Origin of the sequence: Helicobacter canis (genome assembly GCF_900451095.1) — a bacterium.
Lineage (GTDB): Bacteria > Campylobacterota > Campylobacteria > Campylobacterales > Helicobacteraceae > Helicobacter_B > Helicobacter_B zhangjianzhongii.
This window is the reverse complement of record NZ_UGHV01000001.1, coordinates 904,341-922,650: the sequence shown is the minus strand read 5'-3', so window position 1 is coordinate 922,650 and position 18,310 is coordinate 904,341. Positions and strand designations below refer to the sequence as shown.

Genomic DNA, 18,310 nt, shown 5'->3' with positions numbered 1-18,310 from the left:
GTAGCCCTAGCCTAGAGGCTCATAGGGATCAAGATGCGTGATCACCACCCACTGCCCCTGCCACTGCTCTTGTAGATTTTGGATTTTACACTCTAGCATATCCGCCACAGCGTGCGCGTCCTTTAGCAAAATATCTGGGCTAAATACCAAATGCACTTCCACAAAATGCGTATCCCCACTTTGCCTAGTTTTTAGATCGTGATAGCTTTTGACCTCTGTTGCAGAGTCCAAAATCTCCTTAATCGCTGTAAGCTTCTCATCATCTAGTGCGCGATCTAGCAAGACTAGCACGCCTTGCTTTAGCAGCCCAAAAGCAGAATACCCCACATACAGCCCAATAGCAATCCCAAAAAGCGCGTCAATAATCTCAAAGCCTGTAAGCTTGACAAGCACCAATGCCACAAGCACCGCGCCATTGCTTAAAAGATCTGTTTTATAATGCAAAGCATCAGCTTGTATCACAAGATTATTGCTCATCTTTGCGACATAGTTTAGATACAGCACAAGGCAGGCTGTTACAATCAATGAAAAGATCATCACAAACACAGACAAATCAAGCCTTGCTAGCTCACTTCCTAGCGCGATTTTTTTAAACGATTGATAGAGGATAAAAATCCCAGAGACTACAATCACGCTTCCTTCAATCACAGCTGCAAGTGATTCTATCTTGCCGCGCCCATAGTTAAACTTCACGCAAGCAGGCTGCTCTGCTTTGGTGATGGCATAGAGATTAAAGAGTGAAGCAGATAAATCAAGCAACGAATCAATCGCGCTTGCAAGAATCGCCACAGACCCACTAATAATCCCAGCCACAAACTTCACTACAATCAGCACGCACGCCACACAGCTTGAGATCATAGTCGCTCTGCGCTGGGGGCTTATCTTTTTGGCTTGCGTGCTTGGGCTGGATTCTAGCTCTTTGGGATCTTTGGTAGGATCCATAGAATCCACTACGCTAGAATCCATAGCATTGGGCGGTGCTTTTATCCCCATCGCTAATCTCTAAGGGCGTGGATATGAGCTATAGATTCTTGAGCTTTCATAAACCACTCGCCTATAAGCACGCTATCTACCCTAGCTTCTTGGAGCTTGCGCAAGTCCTGCACACTGCTTATCCCGCTCTCACTTACAAAGACTTTGGATTCTGGCACAAGAGGGCGCAGCTCTAAGCTTCTTTGCACATCTACACTAAAGGTGTGCAAATCCCTATTATTTACCCCGATGATACGCGCATCAATGCTCAAGGCTTGCTCGATCTCTTTGCCTGTGTGTGTCTCTACCAAAACACATAGCCCAAGCGACTCTGCAAGCGCGTAAAACTCCCTAAGCTGCACAACATCTAGCGCGCTTACAATAAGCAGCAGCGCGTCTGCTCCCATCACCTTTGCCTGATAGATCATATAAGGATCGATTGTGAAATCCTTACGCAGCATAGGGATAGAGCAAATCTCTCTTACTTGTGTGAAAATCTCATCACTCCCTAAGAAATACTGCGGCTCACTTAAGCAAGAAATCGCATTTGCCCCGGCTTTTTCATAAGCTCTAGCGATGTCAAGATAGGGAAATGTCTCGTTGATAACGCCCTTTGATGGGGAAGCCTTTTTAATCTCGCAAATAAAACTTAGTCGATTTTCTACGCGCAAGGCATTTTCAAAGCTTCTTGTATAGGGCTTTGCCTTGTGAAGATTCTCGGCTTGCTCGCGCAAGACACTTAGCGGCAGCTCTTTTTGGCACTTGGCTACGCGCTCTTTGGTGCTTTGTATAATTTGTGTAAGTATCATAAAGTATCCTTAAGAGAAGTAATTAGCTTTAGCATAAATTGGCTTGAATCTTATTTTGCCCTGCATTTTGCAAATAGGATTCTAGCAAAATCTCACGCCCCCACCGCCCAAAAGTAAAAAATCTTTTAATTTAATTATAAAAATTTTTGGGCTACTATGGTAGCACTTCTTCTCTAGGAGCGCATAATGCAAGAGACACAATCACACCCCACACCCAAGGTGCTTATCATCGGCGGTGGCTACGGCGGACTTAAAGCCGCGCTAGGCTTGCAGCGCAAGCTCAAAACACCAGCAGACATTACGCTTATTAGCAAGCACGATTATCACTACCAAACCACACTTTTACACAAAGTCGCCATAGGCACACTAAGCTCACGCAAAGCCAGAATCTTCTACCGCAAGATCCTAGACCCAAAGAAAATCCGCTTCATCAAGGACAAAATCCTAGAAATCTGCCCAGAAGAAAACAAAGTCATAGGCAATGGCGGTGCATATAAATATGACTATCTCATCATCGCCCTTGGATTCCGCCCTGATCATTTAGGCATCAAAGGCGTGGGGAAAAACACCTACCGCCTATCCTCGCTCAATGCCGCCCTAAAGCTTATGAAAAACATCGAAAATAAATTCAAAGAATACACCCACACAAAAAATGCCCAAGATCTCTCTGTGATCGTGTGTGGCACAGGCTTTACCGGGATAGAATTTACCGCAGAGCTAGCCACACAGCTTGATGAGCTATGCCTTATTTGCGGGATTGATCGATCCTTGCCTAAAATCACTTGCATAGGGCGTTCAGAGCATATATTACCTGTCTTTAATGACAAGCTTGCCACAGCAGCAGAATCCAAGCTTAAAAAGCTTGGCGTGCGTATCGTCTCAAATGCTACCATTGAAGAAGTGCGCGATGATCGCGTGATCGCCCGCTATAAGGGGCAAGATGAGCCGCTAGAGATTTTGGGCAATACAATCATCTGGAGTGCGGGGGTTAAAGGTAGTGAAGTCATCGAGCGTTCAACCCTGCCCAACAAAAAAGGCAGGATCCCTGTCAATGCCCAGCTGCAATGCGAAGCCTACCCCAATATCTATGTCGTGGGTGATAGCGCACAAGCTAGGGATAAAGACATTATCCACGCCCCCACCGCCCAGCTCTCTGCGCAAATGGGCGATTACATCGCAGAGCTTTTTTGCGCCAAGCTTGCTGATAAGCCATTTCATCGCCCCTTTGTCTTCCACCACAAAGGCACGGTTTGCTCCATAGGGCATACTGATGGCGTGGGTATGGTGCTTGGCAGGGGGATTAAGGGCGAGTTTGCGGCATTTATCAAAAACACCATAGAAAATAAATGGCTCTATAGTCTTGGGGGATTTGAAATAGTCTTCAAAAAGGGGCAATTCCGCTACCGCACAAGCAATTAGCCTAGAATCCTCGTTTGCTAAGAGAGATTCAGCTTGCGGGCTAGAATTGTGGCTTTCTAAAGAAACAATCGCACAACGCCGAGCGGTGCCCCTTGTTTTCTAAAGAAACATCGGCTTGCGCCGAGCGGTGTCCCTTGTTTTCAAGGCGAAGGGATTTATCTAGGCGATAATGAGTAAGCCTCCGCCGCTGAATCCACGATTCTAGCCCACAAGCTGAATCCCTAGAATCCACTTTTTGTGATTATGCGTTTTATTGTCTATGGATTACTAAAGAAGCGCGATTGCGCCTTGCTTATGGATTGCCACGCGACTCACGCCGCTCGCAATGACGATAAAAGGCGTTTGCCTAGAATCCACTTTTTACACTTTTGGCGTTTTGCATTTTTTACTTAATCCTAGAATCCATTTTTTGTAATCCTACCGCTTGTGAGTTGTTTAATTTTTCAAGCTTTTATCGTCATCGCGAGCGGTGCTTGCACCGCGCGGCAAAGCGTAGCTTCTTTAGTAATCCACTTTCACACTAGAATCCACTTTTTGAAATTAGATTCTAGGGCTGTGTTATGGATCGCCACGCCTTGCTAGCACAAGGCTCGCAATGACAGATTGGGGCGTTTTTACAAAGCCTGTTTTACTTCAAAAAGCTTGGTTTGCTTTACAAAACCTGTTTTACTTCAACACGATTCTAAGGATTGCGGTGGGGGCTGTGGTAGCTTTGGCGTTTTTGGGGAAGGTTAGCGAACTTGGCGTTCGTGCCTTCCGCAAAAACGCCAACACTGCCGCATTGCTCACCCAAGACTGAATCGCCCACCCCCTAGAATCCACTTTTTTAGAATCCAAGCGTAAGCTTGACATAATAACTTCGTCCGGGCTCATAAATCCTACTCACAGGGGCTAGATCGTCTATCATCACGCCAGCTTTAGAGAGATGATAGCTATATAGCGTATTAGTTAGATTCTCAATCCCACAAAGCAGGCTAAAATTCTTGCGCTTATAGCCACCATAAATGCTTAAAGTAGCAAAGCCCAAGCTCGCCCCAAAATCCTTGCCAATCACATTGCCATAGTCTTTAGCATAGCGGCTTTGTGCGGCATTGGCAAAGACATCTGCCCGCGCCAAAAACCCTCTATATTCAAGCCACAAAGACACTTGTGCTTGCAGTGGAGCTACTTGGGGTAGCGGTGCGCCTGCTAGTAGCCCGGATTTGGTCGTGAGATTTTGCCCATAGGTGTAGGCAAGTGAGCCAGACATATAGAGGAAGTCAAATAGCCCATACTTTGCTTGAAGCTCTGCGCCTGCTAGCAGGGCGTTGGTATTAAACGCGCTTGTATTTGTGCCATAGTGCAAAGCGATATAATCCCACATATACGCACTATACACAGAGGCTTGTATATACAAAGAATCTACCTGATACAAAGCAGCAATATCTAGCTGGAGGTTGGTCTCTGGAGCTAGACTCATACCGCCCATTTTCCCCCGCTCCCAAAAATCCGCGCTTCTTTGCGCGCTGCCTAGCCCCACAAGATATGAGAATCCATCTTTTTGGTATTGATAGCGCACAAAGCCGCTACCTAGATGATCGCTTGCTACTTGTGCATTGCTCGCTTGATAGGCTTGCGCATAGTCATACCTCGCGCCAAAATACACACTAGAAGCAGAATTTAGCTGCGCATAAGAGCCTTGAGCAAAGATAGAAGCATAGTTGAAGTGGAAATTTGGCTTATAGCTTGCAGACAAAATAGCATTAGCCGCAGCAGTAGAATTAACATCACCAGAAGAGCGCATTTTATGATCATCATAGGCATAGCTTGTGCCTAGATAGAGCGTGAGAGCTTGGCTTGGATAGAGTGTAAGCTCGGCGCGGGCGTTGGCATTGGTGCGCTGTGGATTATTGAGCTTATAGACTCCATCAATCACTTGCCTATGAGAGAAATTATCCATAATATGATCGACTCTATGCCACGAGGCGCGGAGATCAAGCTTTTTTATAATGTCATTTTGGAATTCGTGCTGGGCTTTTAGGCTAAAAGATAGGCGATCAAAGGTGCGTGCATCCATTGATCTATCTTGGTAGGAGGAAAATCCCCTGCCTATATCCATATCAAGCTCTATGCCTGTGTATTTGCTGGGCGTGAAAGTAGCAATTAGACTAGCAGACTCTCGCTTATAGGCTGTATGCGTGCTAGCCCCAAGCTTGTGAGAGCTAGCACTCCCCGTGCGATAATCCCCACTCTCATAATGACTTGCGATCGCCTGCAAAGAGCCGTATTTGCCCCCTGCTAGTGCGCTTGCGTGCAGATCTAGGCGATTAAAGCTACCTGCTAGCATACTTGTATCAGCCTGCAAGGTGTTGGCACTTAGGGCTGTAATATCGCGCATAAACACAACACCGCCAGATACAAGCGCACCAAAGCGCACATCTTGGGGACCTTTGATAAGCAAAATGCGGTGGTAATTTTCAGGGAAGATATAAGTGGCAGTTGTATCCATCCTCCCACCACACGCGCCGTGCAGATTGCTGCCATCAAGTGAGATAGGCACTCTCCCAGCCCCTTGAGAGCGGAAGATCACCTCAGAGCCTAGCCCTCCCTTGCGCATTGTAGAAAAGCCCGGCACATACAGCAACGACTTCGCAATATCACCAGAATGCAGCAAAGCATCTTTGCCCTCTAGGGTTTGTGTGCTTTGGATAGGGGTGCGCACCGCAGTGGCATAAACAGGAGAGAGCTTATATACACGCTCTGCCTTATCGCTTGGGCTAGATTCTAGCTCTTTAGTAGAATCCAAAGCCCCACTAGAATCCACGATCGTTTTTGTCTCCGTTTTTGTCTCATCGCGTTTGCTACGAGTATCAGCACATAGCGGCACAGCTACCATCAAGAGTGTAGCAAGACTCGTGGCAAACAGCATTGTAGATCGCATATACACCCCTTAAGATTCTCATTTGTTACTCCATTATAAAAAAACCAGCCTTTGTGCTTGCTTTTTGTGCTTGCTTATAGACTCTTCACATTGACTTCATAGAAATACTGCTATAATCACGCCCTATCCCAATTATAAGGATTTTTATGCCACTACTCGATAGCTTTAAAGTCGATCATACCATTATGCCAGCCCCTGCGGTGCGGCTTGCTAAAACTATGCAGACACCTAAGGGCGATGTGATCTCTGTCTTTGACCTGCGCTTTTGCGTGCCTAATGAAGACATTCTTAGTGAAAGAGGTATCCACACGCTAGAGCATCTCTTTGCCGGATTTATGCGCGATCATCTCAATGGCAAAAATGCCGAGATCATCGATATTTCGCCTATGGGCTGCCGCACAGGATTTTATATGAGTGTGATTGGAGAGCCTTGCAGCTATGATGTATTAAACGCGTGGGAGGCGAGTATGCGCGATATTTTGCGCGTGGATACAATCCCAGAAGCAAACAAATACCAATGCGGCACCTATGCTATGCACTCACTCAAAGAAGCACAAGAAATCGCCATAAAAGTGCTTGATAAAGGCATAGGTGTAATGGATACGCAAAAGCTCTTGCTTAAAGAGTTTGCCTAAGCAAGGGCATTAGGCGGATATTAGGCAGTAGGCGGGCATAGTGATAGCGCGATCAAGGCTTATAGGCTGTGCAAGTATAGGCTGTATATGTATGCTCGCGCTCCTTAGCTGCTCCAAGCCCTATACAGAAGAGAGGGTGCTAGAGTCCATCTCTCTCCCCACTACCTTTAGCAAAAAAGTGGATTCTAGCCTAGAATCCACTTTTACCCCATCAAGCACGCTTGATTTTGCGCAATCTCTGCTCACACTTATTGATGATGAAAGCTTGCAGGCTTTGCTAGAAATCGCCCTAGCAAACAACACCAACCTTTTGACCCTAACCTCCCAAATCGCCCAAGCACGCGAGGCACTCGGGCTAGCAAGTGCCAATATGCTCCCAAAGCTCTCTATCAATATGGGCTACAACTACAGCTCGGGCAACTACAACCGCTATCAAATCAATATCAATCAAAACACCCTAAATGGCAATCTCTCTCTATCGTGGGAGCTAGATCTCTTTGGCAAGCTTAATATGCTAAGAAAGTCCAAAAAATACGACTATCTAGCCACGCTCTCTAATCTCTCTGTCGCGCAAGTAAGCTTGATTGGCGAAGTGGCGAGTGATTATTATGCCTATATGCGCTTGCGTAATGCAGCCCTTATACAAGCCCAAATTGTCCAAAATCACAGCAAAATCCTAGCCACTCTGCGCGATAAACACGAGCTTGGGCTAGTAGATATAAGCGCGATAAATGACACGCTAGCTGCCCTAAGCCAAGCCCAAAGCACACATAGCTCTCTACTTCTTGAACAAGAGCAGATGAAAAACGCCCTGATAATCTTGCTCAATCTAAGCGACCCACAAATCCTAGCACAAATCCTAGAACGCCCGCAGCCTGCACAAGCCCCCACACACCACGCCGCAGCACGCAAGAGCCTAGAATCTAATGCCACATCTTTACAATCACGCCCCCTAGAATCCACTTTTTCAAACAATGTTGAAAAATCGCAAAGCATAGCTTCTTTAGAAAAAGTGGATTCTAGCTCCACGCTCCCTAGTCTCACACTTCCTAGCCCGCGCCTGCCTGCCATAGACGCCCTGCCTAGAGAGATCTTGCTCTCCCGCGATGATGTGCGTGCAAGTATCGCTAGTCTAAACGCCCAAGTTATGCTAAAAAACTCCAAAAAAGCCGCCCTTTTCCCCACGCTAAATCTTGGCGGAAGCTTGGGGCAGATCCTCTTCTCTTCGCGTGGAGTGGGGGATTTGATCTGGAATATCACAGGCTCGCTTGCCTCTCCGCTCATCAATCGCTCCGCCCTAACCAAAGACTACAAGATCCAAAAAGAAAGCGTCAAGCAAGCTCTCTATGCCTTAGAATCCACCTTACGCACCGCGCTTGGCGAGATAGAAAACGCTATCACACAAGTCAATACCGCCCAAAGCTCCTTGCAGGCAAAAGAGCAAATGCTCTCCACTTCGCAAGAAGTATGGCTTGTGGCGCAATCTCGCTATGAGCTAGGGCTGCTTGATGAAGCAAGCTATCTCACAAGCTATAATGCCCTTTTAAGCGCGCAATCTAGCACAGATGAAGCAAAATTCGCGCAGCTTGCAGCGGCGATTATGCTGTATAAGGCACTAGGCGGGAGACTTGCTCTGCAAGAATCATCTGCCCATAATACCACACAAGACCCCCACCTAGAATCCACACAAAAGGGCTGATATGCAAAGACTTATGGGCTATTGTATCGCGCTGGTGCTGCTTGCAGGCTGTGGCTCTGCGCCACCTAGCTGGTTTTTAGGCAGTGAGAGTGCCAAGCAGCACGGAGCTAGATTCTATGGGGTCGGCACGGGGAAAAGCTTTGAGAGTGCCAAGCAGTCTGCCATTGATGACCTAGCCCAAAGTGTGCAGACCCAAGTGCGCTCCTCTACGCATATCCACAACGCCCAGCATAATGACAAGCTCACAACCACGCTCTCCCAGCATATACAGCTAGACTCCGCCTCTCTCTCCTTGCAAAATCTCCAAATCACCAACAAAGCCTACAAGCACGGCACATACTATGTCCAAGTAGGCATTAGCAAAGAGCATTTACTCGCTCCACTACGCGCCCAGCTACAAGAGACCCTAGCCCCTGCCAAGCACCTTAGCAGCACAGATCCTAGCTGCCTTAGCCTAAGAGATTTTGGCGTGCTAGAATCCAGCTTGCGCCGTGCTAATGCTATTATGCCTATCCTATCAGCACTGCAAGCCCCTACGCCAAAGCTTTTTAGCCAGCTACTCACTCTCTATGACCACACCCCAAAGCCTATGCTAAATGTCGCCTACTATGGGCTAAGTGCCGCACAAAGCTCCGCCCTTAGCGCAGAGATTTCTAAGCTTGCTACTATCACCAAGGACAAAGCCCCCTTGCTTAGTATCTCTGCTACAAGCACCAAAAATGCGAAAGGAGCAAGCATAACGCTGCAAATCACACTGCTAGATTGCGCCCAAAGAGCTATTTTCCAAGCAAGCATACAAGAGAGCCAAGCAAGCTATGACTACGCGCTAAAGCGTGCAGGTATCGTGCTATACAAAAAACTCCGCGCATTTATGCAAGGCGAAGATGACTTCCCTGCGATATAGAATCCACTTTTTGCTCCTACTATGTGGGCTACTCGCCTATGCAAAAGATCTACCCCAAAGCGAGCAAGCACAAAGCAAAAAGCCCCCGCAAGTGCTGCTGCTTATGGACTATCACAAAGCCAAGCCTAACAATCTCCAAGAATATGTAATGAGTGAAAAGCTTGATGGCGTGCGTGCCTTATGGAATGGCAAGCAGCTTATCACGCGCAATGGCAGAGTGATCAACGCCCCTGCTTGCTTTACCAAAGATTTTCCGCCCTTTATGCTTGATGGCGAGCTATGGATAGGTAGGGGGGAGTTTGAAAAGATCTTAGCCCTTGTGCAAAAAGACTGCACACACTGCCCCTGCCATAGCCCCAGCACAGACAAGCACCAAAGCTTGTGGGACAAAGTGGGGTATTATGTCTTTGATGTGCCAGCTTGTGGGCTAGAATCCAGCCAGAAAGCCCCCAAGCCCTGCACGCTGCTTGAGCGACTTAGCGTGCTAGAATCTTATCTATCAAGCCAAGCAGGCAAAGCAACGCGCATTACCCCTATCAAACATCAGCCAATCACAAGTGAAAAGGAGCTTTTTGCGCATTTGCGAGATCTAAGCAAGCAGGGTGCAGAAGGACTAGTGCTAAGAAAGATCAACGCCCCTTATGAGCAAACACGCAGCACAAATGCCCTAAAGCTCAAGCTCTATGAAGATACAGAGTGCAAAGTCATAGCCCACCACAAAGGCAAGGGCAAATACGCTAGCAAGCTAGGCTCTCTAACTTGCGAGCAAGAAATCACCACCAATGGCGCAAAACGCACACTGCGCTTTAAAATCGGCAGCGGCTTTAGCGATAAAGAGCGCGATGATCCACCGCCCATAGGCTCTATCATCACCTATAAATTCTACGGCTATACCAAAAATGGCGTGCCGAGATTTGCGACTTTTCATAGGATCTATCGCAATCCCTAAGCTATCCCACCACAAAGCCACATAGAAGGAGTCTTATGCGTGATATTGTGCTAATCCACTCTACAATCTCCCAAGAGATCCCCACGCTCTGCGTGAGTGAGATCCACTATCTCCCCATCTATGATGCCCTACTAGAATCCAATATCCCACCCCACGCGCCACAAGAGTGCATTGACGCGCTTATTTTCACCTCTAAACACGCGGTTTTTTCCCTTATGCAAGCAATGGCTAAGAGAAAAGAGCTTAGCGCATTTGCCAAGATTCCTGCATTTGCCATAGGGGAGAAATGCGCCCAAGCATTGACCCAAGCAGGCTTTGCTGTGGAGTTTGTCTCTAGCACCTCGCACGGGGAAAGCTTTGCTGGAGAGATTATAGAGCGCGCTAATGGGCGTAAAATGCTCTACTTCCGCGCCAAAGACATCGCCTCAAATCTCGACCTACTTCTCACACAAGCCCAAATCCCCCTAGCCCAAATCACCGCCTACACCAAACAGCCAAAGCCCCTGCCCCAATCCCTAAAGCCACGCCCTCAATCTGTGCTAATTTTTACCGCGCCAAGTCATTATCACTTTTTTGTGCAGAATTTTGGCTGGGATCCTAGCTATATCGCCGTAGCGATCGGGCAGACAACCCTGCGTGCCTTCGCCCCTAGCACGATATGCTATGCCAGCCCTATACAAAGCCTAGAGTCCTGCATAGACCTAGCCAAAATTCTAGCCCAAAGAGCCCAGAATCACACCGCTGCGCAATCAAGCCTCAAAAAGCTTAAATAAAGCCAGATTTAATATAGCGCGTTATACAATGTGGCTTTATTTCTTACAAGGAGTGTCCTATGAAAGGTCTTTTTTCAAAATTGGCGGTTGCAGCGGCTTTAGCTATGCTTTTTAGCGCGTGTGGTGATGATAAGAAAGCAGAAGAAGCTGCTACACAAACAGAGTCAAGCGCACCAGCAGCACAAGAAGCTCCTGAGCAAGCAGCAGATACACAAGCTACTGAAGCACCTGCACCAGAAGCCGCAGAGCAAGCTCCAGCTGATGAGAATGCACCAGCAGCACTTGAAAATGCTGAAGAGCCTAAAGATGATATGGCTCAAGCTCCTGCTGAAGAAGCAAAATAACCCTTTGTCTCCGCTCGCGGAGACTCCAATCTACCACCTATCTATACTAAACTTACCATACAAAAACTTGCACCCTATCACATCTAGCTCCAAGCAAGCCAAACCCCACGCCATAGCAAGGCTATTATGTATCCTTTGTATATGCTTACTGCATAATGTAGATTCTACCACCACGCCTAGCGACTCACCAAGCTCCGCGCAAGCCCCTAAAGCCGCACCCCCCACACTCCAAATGCGCGCGCACGCGCTACTTTGGCTTGATTATGAAAATGACGCAAACTTCGATAGCAGAGTAGATAAATACTACACCGCAGGCGTGCGGCTAGGCTTTGTCTCTAAGGAATCTAGCGCGCTTAAGTTTTTGCGCTTTGCTAGCTTGCAGCAGTTTTTTACGCCTAGTGCGGCTACTAGCTTTGGGCTAGCTATCAAGCAAGAAATGTATGCCCCTAAGGATAGATTCTCCCCTATCCCGCCAGCAGATGACCACCCTTATGGTGGTGGCTTGGGCGCGACATTTAGTAGCCTTACGCGCAGTGCATATATATTTGAAAATCTAAGCATTGATCTTGGGCTTGTGGGCAAGGCAAGCGGGGCAAAAGAAGTGCAAGATCTCATCCACGATCTAACCAACAACGCCCATCTAGCAGGCTGGGGGACACAACTACGCAATGAATTTATCCTAAATGCACATTGGGGCATAAGTGCAAGTATCCCACAGATCCTAGAAGCCACCGCCCATAGCCTAGATCTAATGCCGCAATTTGCCCTAAGCCTAGGCAATGCCAGAATCCACGCGCAAGCAAGCTTGCTTATGCGCTTTGGCTACGCTCTTAGTCCCAACACCGCGCCTATGCTTATCAATAGTGGCTTTGTAGGTGCGCCAAGTCCTAGCAGGAGCTTTTGCCTCTATGGCTTTGCGGGGGCTGGCGTGCGTGCTGTGGGGCGTAATATCTTTTTGCAAGGCAATACATTTGCCCCGCATTTTGCCGTTGAAAAAACAATCGCGATTATGCCTTTTATGGCTGAATTTATTTGGGGTGGTGTGCTTGAGTATCGGCGATTTATGCTGACTCTCAGTGTCGTGCATAGGAGCAAAGAGTTTGCCACACAAGATGGCTTCCACAACTTTGGGCTAATTTCGCTAGGGGTTAAAATCTAAGAACCCCCTAGAATCCACTTTTTGAAGGGATTCGGCTTTGCGCGATAAAGCAGGGAGCTTGCCTTTTGCTTGTGCGATAGGCAACCAGCCTTATCTCCGCGCAAAAGGCGGCGCAACCCTGCTTTTTCATCGCAAATCCTAGAATCCCAAAGCGGTGATGAAACAAGCCTAAACCCCCTAGAATCCACTTTTTGCTTTTTTGCGCGTTGTTGTCAAAAATAGATTCTAGGTTTTTTATATTTTCGGCATTGTCTCTAGAATCCGCTTTTTCACAGGGGCTATTTTCTCTGTCATTGCGAGTAAGCGCGGTTGCGTGGCAATCCACACTAGAATCCACTTGCGCGGATTTATGGATCGCCACGCCTTGCTGGCGCAAGGCTCGCGATGACGGATAGGGGGAGAGCGGTGTCATCTCGCGATGACAGAGAGCAGCCAACGCTCAAATACAAAATGCGGATTCTAGTGCTGCGTGGGCTTATCTCTATCAAACTCCCAAAAGCCCTCATATACTCTTGAGGGCTTGCCAAGCTCTGCGGCAAGAGTATCCTCCCCTAGCTGCTCTTGAAGCGTGTGCCCATAGAGAGGGTTGCGCCCTAGCCCAAAGGCGCGTGTAGGGATAGCGATAGAATCTAGTAGTAATGCCGTGATGTCAAAGTGGCTAAGGGCGCGATTTGCTAGCAGATCTTGCGTGGGCGGCTTGGTGAAAGTGGGATTGATGAAAGCATTGTAGATACTTCTGCTTGTGCCATCTCGCACAAATCGCTGCTGCATTGTGAGGTGATCTCCTAGCAGGACCAAAGTCGTATCCTTTGCCAAAGGACTCTGCAAAAACCACTCCACAAACTCCCCCACAATCCCATCAAAGCAGTGCAGGGAGTTGGCATAGCTTGTGGGGAGATCGCACTGCGCCTTATCCACAAATCCCGGGGCGTGTGTATCGGCACTTAGCACATAAAAGGCAAAGGGCTTTTTGTCCTTTTTAGCAGCATACTCTTGTAAATACTCCTTGACATAGCTAAAAAGCACGGAGTCTTTCACGCCCCAATCATTGCGATAATCCCCAAAGCCCTGCGCATAATCCTCTATGGAAGCAAGGTCATTTATAGGGATATTATGCGAGGTGAAAAACCCCCTAGACCCAGCGAAATCCGCATTCGCCCCACGGAAAAACGCCTGCTCATAGCCAAGCGCGCTAAACACATCGCCCAAGCAAGTAGCCGAGTGCAAAAAATAGCGTGCGACATTGTCATTAAAGCCAGCGTTAAAGGGCAGCCAAGTTTGCGGGAAAGCGCAGTTGTAGGAGATAAGCCCAGCGATCGTCCAGCCTGTGCCTATGGTCTGCTTGATATGGCTAAAGCTCACCCCCTTTGAAGCCAGAGTGCTTAAATTTGGAATGAGATTAGGCGTAGCAATACTTGGGATAAAATCGTGTGGATTTGTGCTTGCAAACGATGATTCCATAGACTCCATATAAATCACAAGCAAGTTTCTAGGCTTTGCCACCATAGAGAAGCTTTGCTTTATGGATTCTATATCGGGGGCTTTGTAGTGGCTCTCATAAAAGGTGCTATAAGTTTTATGCGCTTTGTTGCTTGCGATAAATTCGCTGATTTTTAGCTTTTTGCCCACATAGCCCCAGCCATAGATACCAAGTGCAATGATAAGCACATAGCGCGCTAGCATAGAGTGCTTGCAGACTATGCCCCTGCCCAGCACAAAGCCCCGCTTGCACAGAGCAAAAATCGCTACAAACACCCTAGCCGTGCCACTAGGGTGCGTAAGAGCTAGCGAGATAGCAAGGCTAGGCAAGAGGGCTACACCAAGAAAAGCAAAGACAAAATCCACATCAATGGCATTTGGCGCGACAGGGAAGCGCAGGTGGAAGATGATCTGGCTAAGATCCACCTTGCCAAAGGTCCTGCGCACCCACAATGTCGCAAAAAATGGGAAAAATACACAAAAACTGCAGAAAAACACTCCAGCACGCGCAAAAAATGCTTGGGTGAAAAGTGTCGATGTAAGAAGGATAATGTGAAAAGATTGCGCTTCAACCCTAGAATCCGCTTTTTTGCTTTTTTGCGCGGCGTTGTCAAAAGTGGATTCTAGGTTTTTTATATTTTCGGCATTGTCTCTAGAATCCACTTTTTCACAGGGGCTATTTTCTCTGTCATTGCGAGCAAGCGCGGTTGCGTGGCAATCCACACTAGAATCCACTTGCGCGGATTTATGGATCGCCACGCCTTGCTGGCGCAAGGCTCGCGATGACGATAAATGAGCGTTGTGTGCAGAATGGCTGTTTTGCTCAAAAGTGGATTCTAGTTTAAGCTTGCTCGCGGTTGGGTTTACTAGGGGTTGTGTTTGTTTTTTATCAACGCTTTTGGATTCTAATTGCTGCTTTTGTTCTAGGATTCTAGGAATCGCGGTATTGCTTGTGCTGTTTTTCACAAATTTTGAGAGAGAGCTAGACTTGAGGTCTGCGGTTCTCTCAAAATTTGTGAAATCAGTGCAATGATTACCCGAAGCCGAATCCTTTAGATTCCCCCCCCCCCCCCGTTTTACTCTGCTTCATTACTTGCGCTTGCTTCATCTTCGCTTGTCTCTTCTCTTTCTTCTTTGGGGCAAGTTACCGCAAAGGCGACTTTCTCGCTGCCGACATTAACGATTTTCACACCGCTTGTGTTGCGCCCTGCTTCGCGGATCGCGTTTGTATCGACTCGTATCATCTTGCCCTTGGTGGTTAGCACCATTAGATCCATATTTTCATCATTGACATTGACAATGCTCACAAGATCGCCTGTTTTACTAGTAAGCTTCATCACAATCACACCCTTGCCTCCGCGCGACTGCAAGCGGTATTCTCCCGCTAGGGTCTGCTTGCCGATACCTTGCTCACTCACGGTTAGCAGCTTGTCATTATCGCTGCTTATGGTGGTAGCAGCGATCACGCAATCGCCCTTTTCTTTAAAGCGTATCCCTGTAACACCCCTAGCCACTCTGCCAATCTCGCGTATATCATTGATACTAAAGCGGATACACATACCCTTATGCGTGGCGATGAAGAGCTCTTTGACACTAGAATCCACAATATTCGCGCTCACAAGCTCATCGTTTTCATCAAGATTGATCGCACGCACGCCCACAGAGCGGATATTGCTATACTCGCTTAGATTTGTGCGCTTGACAATGCCGTTTTTGGTGAAAAACACAAGCGATTTATCGCTATTAAAATCTTTGGTCGTGATAGTCGCCATAATCTTTTCATCAGGCTGGATATTGATGAGATTGACCACTGCTTTGCCAATCGCCGTGCGCCCAGCTTCTGGGATTTTATAGACTTTGAGCCAGTAAAGCTGCCCTTTATTGGTGATAAATAGTATCGTATCGTGCGTATTAGCGATGAAAAAGGATTCTATAAAGTCATCTTCGTGCGTATTGCCGCTAATCTTGCCCTTGCCTCCGCGGTGCTGCTTCTCATAAGTTTTTAGCAGCACGCGCTTGACATAGCCGCGGTGGCTCATCGTTACAACCACCGGCTCATTGGGGATAAGATCTTCTATATCGATAGCATCATAGTCTTCTTCAATCTGCGTAAGGCGGGGGCTAGAAAACTTCTCTTTCACCTCTAGTAACTCCTCTTTGATAATCTCTTTTAGCTTCTCTTCGCTTTTTAGAATGCTATTTAGATACTCGATTTGCGCGAGTAGCTCGGCGTATTCTTGCTCGATTTTATCGCGCTCTAGCCCTGTGAGCCGCTGCAAGCGCATTTCTAAAATCGCCTTAGCCTGCAAGCTACTTAGCCCAAATGTCTTCATAAGTCCATCGTGGGCTTCTTCGGTATTGGCACTTGCTTTGATAAGTGCTATAACTTCATCGATATGATCCAGCGCGATTTTTAGCCCCTCTAGGATATGCGCCCTAGCCTTAGCCTTTTCTAGCTCAAAAATCGTGCGGCGGATCACGATTGTTTTACGATGAGAGATGAAAATATTTAATAGCTCTAAAAGTGTGAAAATCTTTGGCTCTTTGTTGTTAATCGCAAGCAGGATAATCCCAAAGGTAGTCTCCATTGTCGTGGATTTGTAGAGATTATTTAGCACAATCTCACTCATCGCATCTCTTTTAAGCTCTATCACCACGCGCATACCCTCTTTATCGCTCTCATCACGCACTTCAGCGATCCCTTCGATGACCTTATCACGCGCTAGCTCGCTGATTTGCTCTACAAGCTTTGCTTTATTGACTTGGTAGGGGATTTCATCGATGATGATGATGTCTTTGGTCTTGGTTTTTTCTATATGGGTTTTGGCGCGCACGCGGATCCTGCCTCGCCCTGTGCGGTAGGCATCGATTATGCCTTGCTTACCATAGATGATCCCACCTGTGGGGAAATCTGGTCCCTGCACAAAGGAAAGCAGCTCTTCTAGTGATGCTTCTGGGCTATCGATCACATACACAAGCGCGTCAATGATCTCATCAAGCCTATGCGGCGGGATACTTGTCGCCATACCCACAGCAATCCCGCTTGAGCCATTGACAAGGAGATTTGGGATCCTGCTAGGCAGGACATCTGGCTCTTTTAGACTATCATCATAGTTTGCGACAAACTCCACCGTGTCCTTATCAATATCGCGCAAAATCTCTTCACTCGCAGCTGCCATACGCGCACCTGTATAGCGCATAGCCGCGGCATTATCGCCATCGATTGAGCCAAAATTCCCGTGCCCATCGACAAGTGGCAAGCGCATAGAAAAGTCCTGTGCCATACGCACAAGCGCGTCATAGACTGCAGTATCGCCGTGGGGGTGGTATTTCCCTATGACATCGCCCACGATACGCGCGCTTTTTTTATGCTTGGCGCGAGAGTTTGCCCCTAGATCGTCCATCGCATACAAAATCCTTCTATGCACGGGCTTTAAGCCATCTTTGGCATCTGGGAGCGCACGCCCCACAATCACGCTCATAGAATAATTTAAATAACTCTCTTTAATCGAATCATCAATATGCACATCAACGACACTTTGATCATCTAAAAGATGCTCCATAAACACTCCTTCACTACCCTGTATTGCTAAGTTTGTAAGCACAAATAAGGCAGGGATTGTAGCTAAAATTTGCTTAAAGCCAGCAGGGTGCGACCCCCTTTGCTGTCATCGCGAGCGAGTAAAATAAGCGTGGCGATCCACCTCTCTCCGTCATCGCGAGCCGCGTTAGCGGTGTGGCGATCCACACTAGAATCCACTTTTTCAAAAATGTCTTTATCTGTCATTGCGAGATTTCCATAAGGAAGTCGTGGCAATCTATTTTCAAAAAGTGGATTCTAGGAGTTTGGTAAGAATTGTAAAAGCTAGAATCCACTTTTTGATTATGGATTACTAAAGAAGCTACGCTTTGCCACGCCGATTTCATCGGCTCGCAATGACAGAAAGGTTGAAAAATTAAACAAGTCGCAGGCGACAGGATTAAAAGGTGGATTCTAAGGAAAATGCCAAAAGTGTAAAAAAGTGGATTCTAGGATTAAAGCAAGAATGTAAAAGCTAGCAAAGGATTCTAGGATTTGCGATGAGAAAACCAGCGAAGCGGTGCAAGGCGAACAAGGTGAAGCCGCAGCAGGTTTCTTTAGTAAATCGAGGTTTTTCAAGCGCGTGCAAGGGCGCATACTTGGCGTATGTAACCGCCGCACGCGCGCAGAAATCCACGATTTATCGCGCAAAGCCGAATCCACCAAAC

The 18,310-nt window shown here is 47.4% G+C and carries 19 protein-coding genes; 9 read left to right on the top strand and 10 right to left on the bottom strand.

The features are described 5' to 3' along the window. Positions 1–6: 6 nt before the first annotated feature. The gene (locus tag DX060_RS04250; RefSeq protein WP_115012301.1) at positions 7–882 is read right to left on the bottom strand and encodes a cation diffusion facilitator family transporter; all 876 of its coding nucleotides are present in this window, start codon (positions 880–882) and stop codon (positions 7–9) included. 113 nt (positions 883–995) lie between these two features. Beyond that, on the bottom strand, positions 996–1,781 hold the full coding sequence (gene trpC / locus DX060_RS04245) for an indole-3-glycerol phosphate synthase TrpC (protein WP_115011306.1): 786 nt from the start codon (positions 1,779–1,781) through the stop codon (positions 996–998). A gap of 186 nt (positions 1,782–1,967) precedes the next feature. On the opposite strand from trpC, the gene DX060_RS04240 reads away from it, so the two are divergent. Beyond that, a complete protein-coding gene (locus tag DX060_RS04240) occupies positions 1,968–3,200 on the top strand; it encodes an NAD(P)/FAD-dependent oxidoreductase (protein ID WP_115011305.1) in 1,233 nt (410 codons plus the stop codon). Positions 3,201–3,240: 40 nt separating this feature from the next. Here the strand turns inward: DX060_RS04240 and DX060_RS10840 are convergent, their stop codons facing one another. Beyond that, on the bottom strand, positions 3,241–3,432 hold the full coding sequence (locus tag DX060_RS10840) for a hypothetical protein (RefSeq protein ID WP_147278768.1): 192 nt from the start codon (positions 3,430–3,432) through the stop codon (positions 3,241–3,243). 363 nt (positions 3,433–3,795) lie between these two features. Here DX060_RS10840 and DX060_RS11290 point away from each other — a divergent pair, with 363 nt between their 5' ends. Continuing rightward, positions 3,796–3,999, top strand: a complete 204-nt coding sequence (locus DX060_RS11290; RefSeq protein WP_181814186.1) for a hypothetical protein — start codon at positions 3,796–3,798, stop codon at positions 3,997–3,999. Between the two features lie 27 nt (positions 4,000–4,026). On the opposite strand, the gene DX060_RS04235 is transcribed toward DX060_RS11290, so the two are convergent. Further along, complete coding sequence (locus DX060_RS04235) at positions 4,027–6,120, bottom strand: TonB-dependent receptor plug domain-containing protein (RefSeq protein ID WP_115011304.1); 2,094 nt, start codon at positions 6,118–6,120, stop codon at positions 4,027–4,029. 146 nt (positions 6,121–6,266) lie between these two features. On the opposite strand from DX060_RS04235, the gene luxS reads away from it, so the two are divergent. From luxS to DX060_RS04200, 7 genes are read left to right on the top strand one after another with little or no spacing between them, the layout of a single operon-like run. Then, positions 6,267–6,755, top strand: a complete 489-nt coding sequence (gene luxS, locus DX060_RS04230) for an S-ribosylhomocysteine lyase (protein WP_115011303.1) — start codon at positions 6,267–6,269, stop codon at positions 6,753–6,755. 40 nt (positions 6,756–6,795) lie between these two features. Continuing rightward, positions 6,796–8,454 (top strand): TolC family protein, encoded by a 1,659-nt coding sequence (locus tag DX060_RS04225; protein ID WP_115011302.1) that lies wholly within the window; start codon positions 6,796–6,798, stop codon positions 8,452–8,454. Between the two features lies 1 nt (position 8,455). Continuing rightward, positions 8,456–9,358 (top strand): LPP20 family lipoprotein, encoded by a 903-nt coding sequence (locus tag DX060_RS04220; protein ID WP_115011301.1) that lies wholly within the window; start codon positions 8,456–8,458, stop codon positions 9,356–9,358. Further along, positions 9,339–10,307 (top strand): DNA ligase, encoded by a 969-nt coding sequence (locus DX060_RS04215; protein WP_115011300.1) that lies wholly within the window; start codon positions 9,339–9,341, stop codon positions 10,305–10,307. Before DX060_RS04220 ends, DX060_RS04215 begins: the two co-directional genes overlap by 20 nt. 35 nt (positions 10,308–10,342) lie before the next feature. After that, a complete protein-coding gene (locus tag DX060_RS04210; protein WP_115011299.1) occupies positions 10,343–11,080 on the top strand; it encodes a uroporphyrinogen-III synthase in 738 nt (245 codons plus the stop codon). A 59-nt stretch (positions 11,081–11,139) separates the two neighbouring features. Continuing rightward, the gene (locus DX060_RS04205) at positions 11,140–11,424 is read left to right on the top strand and encodes a hypothetical protein (RefSeq protein WP_115011298.1); all 285 of its coding nucleotides are present in this window, start codon (positions 11,140–11,142) and stop codon (positions 11,422–11,424) included. Then, positions 11,369–12,583 carry a lipid A deacylase LpxR family protein gene (locus DX060_RS04200; protein ID WP_181814185.1) on the top strand — a complete coding sequence of 405 codons (1,215 nt, stop codon included), beginning with the start codon at positions 11,369–11,371 and terminating at the stop codon, positions 12,581–12,583. The genes DX060_RS04205 and DX060_RS04200 overlap by 56 nt, the downstream gene beginning before the upstream one ends. 7 nt (positions 12,584–12,590) lie before the next feature. On the opposite strand, the gene DX060_RS04195 is transcribed toward DX060_RS04200, so the two are convergent. The 6 genes from DX060_RS04195 to DX060_RS04180 form a co-directional block, all read right to left on the bottom strand. After that, positions 12,591–12,995 carry a hypothetical protein gene (locus DX060_RS04195; RefSeq protein ID WP_115011296.1) on the bottom strand — a complete coding sequence of 135 codons (405 nt, stop codon included), beginning with the start codon at positions 12,993–12,995 and terminating at the stop codon, positions 12,591–12,593. Between the two features lie 47 nt (positions 12,996–13,042). Continuing rightward, the gene (locus DX060_RS04190; protein ID WP_115011295.1) at positions 13,043–15,028 is read right to left on the bottom strand and encodes an LTA synthase family protein; all 1,986 of its coding nucleotides are present in this window, start codon (positions 15,026–15,028) and stop codon (positions 13,043–13,045) included. A 110-nt stretch (positions 15,029–15,138) separates the two neighbouring features. Next, the gene (gyrA, locus tag DX060_RS04185) at positions 15,139–17,625 is read right to left on the bottom strand and encodes a DNA gyrase subunit A (protein WP_115011294.1); all 2,487 of its coding nucleotides are present in this window, start codon (positions 17,623–17,625) and stop codon (positions 15,139–15,141) included. Between the two features lie 62 nt (positions 17,626–17,687). Then, on the bottom strand, positions 17,688–17,849 hold the full coding sequence (locus tag DX060_RS11285; protein WP_181814184.1) for a hypothetical protein: 162 nt from the start codon (positions 17,847–17,849) through the stop codon (positions 17,688–17,690). After that, on the bottom strand, positions 17,846–17,989 hold the full coding sequence (locus DX060_RS11280; protein WP_181814183.1) for a hypothetical protein: 144 nt from the start codon (positions 17,987–17,989) through the stop codon (positions 17,846–17,848). Before DX060_RS11280 ends, DX060_RS11285 begins: the two co-directional genes overlap by 4 nt. Positions 17,990–18,056: 67 nt before the next feature. Then, positions 18,057–18,305, bottom strand: a complete 249-nt coding sequence (locus DX060_RS04180) for a hypothetical protein (RefSeq protein ID WP_147278767.1) — start codon at positions 18,303–18,305, stop codon at positions 18,057–18,059. Positions 18,306–18,310: the final 5 nt, after the last annotated feature.